This window comes from Streptomyces sp. NPDC004667, assembly GCF_040609475.1.
Classification (GTDB): Bacteria; Actinomycetota; Actinomycetes; order Streptomycetales; family Streptomycetaceae; genus Streptomyces.
The window spans coordinates 1-4,351 of sequence record NZ_JBEXKC010000195.1 but is presented as its reverse complement, the minus strand read 5'-3'; the positions used below and the strand labels follow the sequence as shown (position 1 = coordinate 4,351).

The window sequence follows — 4,351 nt, the reverse complement described above, 5'->3', positions numbered from 1 at the left end:
TGGGAGTTCCCCACGGTCTCCATGGGCCTCGGCCCGCTCTCCGCGCTGCCGTCGATGGGGTCCCTGCCCCTGTTCCGCCGGGTGCTGCACGTCTGCGGGGTGACCGACGCGGCCGAGGTCGAGCGCTGGTTGGAACGGCTCGCCGAGCTGAGACGGTCCCGGCTCCTGCGCGTCGCGGGAGGCGCGTCGCCCTACCGGGGACTCGCGGGTTTCGAGGAACGCCACGCCGACTGGTTCTTCGGCCGCGACCGCCTGCGGGCGCTCATCGTGGACCGGATCCTCTCCGAGGGCGCCGACGTACCCCAACTGCTCGTCGGGGCCTCCGGCTCCGGGAAGTCCTCCCTCCTGCGGGCGGGGGTGCTGCCCGTCCTCCGGGGCGAGCACGGCTTCACACCGCTGCGGCTCGTCCCCGGCCGCGACCCGATGCGCGCACTGGCGTCCGCCCTGTCCGCGCAGTGGAACGACGCGCCGGGGGCGCACGCGGAGGACCCGGCAGACGATCCCCTCGAACGTGCCGCACGGATCCAGGCCTTGGCCCGCCGGGAGGGCGTACGCATCGTCGTGGCGGTCGACCAGCTGGAGGAGGTGTTCACCGCATGCCCCGACCCCGCCGAACGGGAGCGGTTCCTGCGGTGCCTGGCGGCCCTCCCCTCCCTCGACGTGCGCGTCACCGGCTGCCTGCGCGCGGACTTCTACGGTCAGGCGCTCGATCAGCGCCCCCTCGCGGCGGCCCTGCAGAAGGGCCAGACCGTCGTCGGCGCGCTCGGCGAGGACGAGATCCGCGCCGTGGTCGGCGGTCCTGCGGCCAAGGCCGGTCTGGTCCTGGACGAAGGGTTCGTCGACCTGCTCCTCGCCGACCTGCGGGACTCCGGCCCCGGGGCCCTGCCCCTGCTGTCGCACGCGCTCCTGTCGACCTGGGAGCGCGGGCGCGGCACCGCCCTGACCATCGCGGACTACCGGGCGGGCGGCGGGATGTCCGCGGCCGTCTCCGAGACGGCGGAAGAGGTCTACGCGGGACTGTCGCAGGCCGAGTGCCTACTCGCGCGGCGGCTGTTCCTGCGGATGGTGGCGGTGGGGGACGGCGTGCCCGACGCGCGCAGGCTGCTGCCGCTGCCCCCGCCCACAGGACACCTCGACCGGGCCGGAGAGGTGTACTCGGTGCTGGAGCGCTTCGTCGACCGCCGCCTGGTCACGCTCGACGGCGACGGCGCCCGGATCACCCACGAGGCGCTGCTCACCGCCTGGCCGAGGCTGCGCGGCTGGATCGACACCGACCGGGCCGGACAGATCGTCCGGCAGGACCTGACGCGTGACGCCGACCGCTGGCTCGCACACGACCGCGACCCCTCGCTGCTCTACCGGGGCACCCGCCTGGCCCTGACCTCCGGCTGGGCCCTGGACGGCGGACACGCCCCGGAACTCGACGCGGGGGAAAGCGATTTCCTCGATGCGAGCAGGCTGGCGGAGGACGGCCGCGTCCAGCGGGAGCGGCGCGGCGCCCGACGGCTGCGGCGGCTCCTGGTCCTGCTCTCGCTGCTGGTCGTCCTCTCGGGCCTGCTCACCGGTGTCGCCGTGGTCCAGCGCCGTGACGCGCAGAGACAGCAGGCCGTCGCCCTGTCCCGGCTGGTGGCGGCCCGCGCCGAACGGCTGCGGGGCACCGACCTCGCCCTCGCCGCGCAACTGGCTCTGGTGGCGTACCGTACGGCTCCCACGGCCGAGGCCCGGGAGGCGCTGATGGACGCCTCGGCGCTGCCCGCCGTGACCCGGATCCTCGCGTTCCGTGGCGTCGTACAGGCAGTGGCCCTCAGCCCGGACGGGCACACCCTCGCCGCGGGAGGCCTGGACCACCAGGTCGCGCTGTGGGACCTGCGCGATCCGCAGCGGCCGCGACCACTGGGGGCGGCGCCGGTCACGTTCGCCGACACCGTGTACGCGCTCGCCTTCAGTCCGGACGGCCGGCGGATCGCGGCCGGGTCGGGGGACGGGACCGTACGGGTGTGGGAGCCCTCGGTCACCGCTCCGGCGGCGACCGCGCCCCGGTCGTTCAAGGGTCCGGATTCGGCCGTGTACGGGGTGGCCTTCGCGCCGGACGGCAAGACGCTGGCAGCGGCGGGCGCCGACGGAGGGGTGTACCTGTGGCCGGACCAGGCGGTGACGGCCGCGACCACGGAAGGGGGCTCCGCCCCTCCGGCCGCCACCGGTCCGCGGCTCACCGGGTTCACCGGGGCGGTGCACACCGTCGCGTTCCGGCCCGGCCCCGGCCCGGGCCTGCTGGCCGCAGGCGGCGCGGACGGCTCCGTACGCCTGTGGGACCTCGCCGACCCCGGCCACCCGAGCGCCTACGGGCAGCCGCTGACCGGAGCGGCCGGCCCGGTGTTCGCCCTGGCCTTCACCGCCGACGGCGCACGGCTCGCCGCCGGGAGCCAGGACCGGTCCACCCGGGTGTGGGACGTACCCGCCCCGGGCGCCGGCCCCGACGCCCCCGATGTGATCGGCGGGGCCCCGGCCGCGCCCGACGGACCTGCCAGCTACGTCAACGCCGTCGCCTACGGTCCCGACGGGCAGTGGCTGGCGACCGCCAGCGCGGACAACCAGGTGCGCCTGTACGACGCGCGGACGCGCGTCCTCGCCGGCGTGTTCCCGCACCCGGGACCGGTCACCTCGCTCTCCTTCCATCCCGGCGGGCGGCAGCTGGTGACGGGCGCCGCGGACGGGACCGTGCGCCTGTGGCAGCTGCCTCCCCGCCCGCTGCGCGGCTTCCAGGGCACGGTCAACGCGATCGGATACGCGCCTGACGGGAAGCTGCTCGCCGTCGCGGGGCGTGACGTACAGCTGTGGGACGTCACCGATCCCTGGGCCCCGCGCCCCGTGGGGCCGCCCCTGACGAACCCCACCGGGTACTCCGCGACGGTCTCCTTCACCCCGGACGGCCGCACCCTCGCGGTGGGCGGCCGGGAGGGCAAGCTGTGGCTGTGGGACCTCTCCCGCCCCGACCACGCCGTCCCCTACGGAGAACCCCTGGCCGGCGGCGCCGGAACCATCCAGTCCGCGGCCTTCGACCGGACGGGCCGCATCCTGGCCGTGGGCAGCGAGGGGCGGACGGTTCGCGTGTGGAACACGGTGGACCCGGCGCACCCGCAACTCTCGGCGGAACTGTCGGAGCCGACGAACTACGTCTATTCGGTGGCGTTCAGTCCGGACGGGCGGTGGCTCGCCGCCGGCACGGTCGACAAGCAGGTACTGCTGTGGCGGCTGCCGCAGGGCGGCGGCCGGCCGGTACTGGGGTCCACCCTGAGCGGGCCGGGCAGCTACGTCATGTCCGTCGCGTTCAGCCCCGACAGCCGGATCCTGGCGGCCGGAACCGCGGACCGGGACGTGTGGCTGTGGGACGTGAGCGGGGACCGCGCACGGACGGCCGGGCCGAGGCTGACGGGGCCGAGCAGTTATGTGTACGCCCTGTCGTTCAGCCCGGAGGGCGGCACGCTCGCCGCCGCCAGTACGGACGGCACCGTGTGGCTGTGGGACACCGTTGATCCGCGGCGGTCGCGGCCCCGCACCGTGCTGAACGGCCTCGGCGGGAAGGCGTACGCCGTCGCGTACAGCCCGGACGGCCGTTCCCTGGCGGCCGGCGGTACGGGCCCGGCCGCCCTGGTGTGGTCCCGCGACGAGGAGGAGATCGCCCGGAGGCTGTGCGAGCGCGCGGGGACGGTCATCAGCACACAGGAGTGGGCCCAGCTCGTCCCCGGACTGCCCTACGCGCCGCCGTGCCGGTGACCGGGCCGATCCGGGGGCCCGCGCGGCCCGGCCGCCCTGTACGGAGTTGTACGGGACACCGTACGGGCCTGGTCGACCTGCGGTGACGTCCTTCCCCCGGCCGCGGTCGGGATGGCTCTCTGGTGGAGCGCCGCCGGATCGGCCGGGGCGCCGCACACCACCGCGACTCTCCCGAGGAGAACGACGATGCGCATGACCACCACCACCCTGCGGTCCCGGGCCGGACTGGCCGCAGCCGCGGCCGCCGTCGCCCTGACCGGTCTGCTGGCCGGCGCCGGCGGCGCCGACGCGGCCGGCAGCTACATCTCGTCCAACAGCGGCGGGGCGAACGAGCGCACCTGCGCCAACACCGGCTGCGGTTCGCTCGGCTACCTGTCCAACGGGACCGGCGTCACGATGCTGTGCTGGACCGACAGCCAGTGGGTGTACCCGCCGAGCTCGAATTACGCCTCCAACCGCTGGTTCCGCGTCTCCAGCTACGCGGGGACCGGCTACGTCCACTCGTCGCTGGTGGCCGGCCAGACCAGCGTCGGTCACTGCTGACGGACCCCCGTGCTCCCGGCCCCCGGCCCCCGGC

The 4,351-nt window shown here is 75.4% G+C and carries 2 protein-coding genes; both read left to right on the top strand.

The genetic code is table 11. The features are described from left to right. A partial coding sequence (locus ABZW32_RS38975; protein WP_356225549.1) for a hypothetical protein occupies nucleotides 1-3,774 on the top strand: 3,774 nt, incomplete at its 5' end. Between the two features lie 186 nt (nucleotides 3,775-3,960). Next, nucleotides 3,961-4,317, top strand: a complete 357-nt coding sequence (locus ABZW32_RS38970) for a hypothetical protein (protein WP_356225547.1) — start codon at nucleotides 3,961-3,963, stop codon at nucleotides 4,315-4,317. Nucleotides 4,318-4,351: the final 34 nt, after the last annotated feature.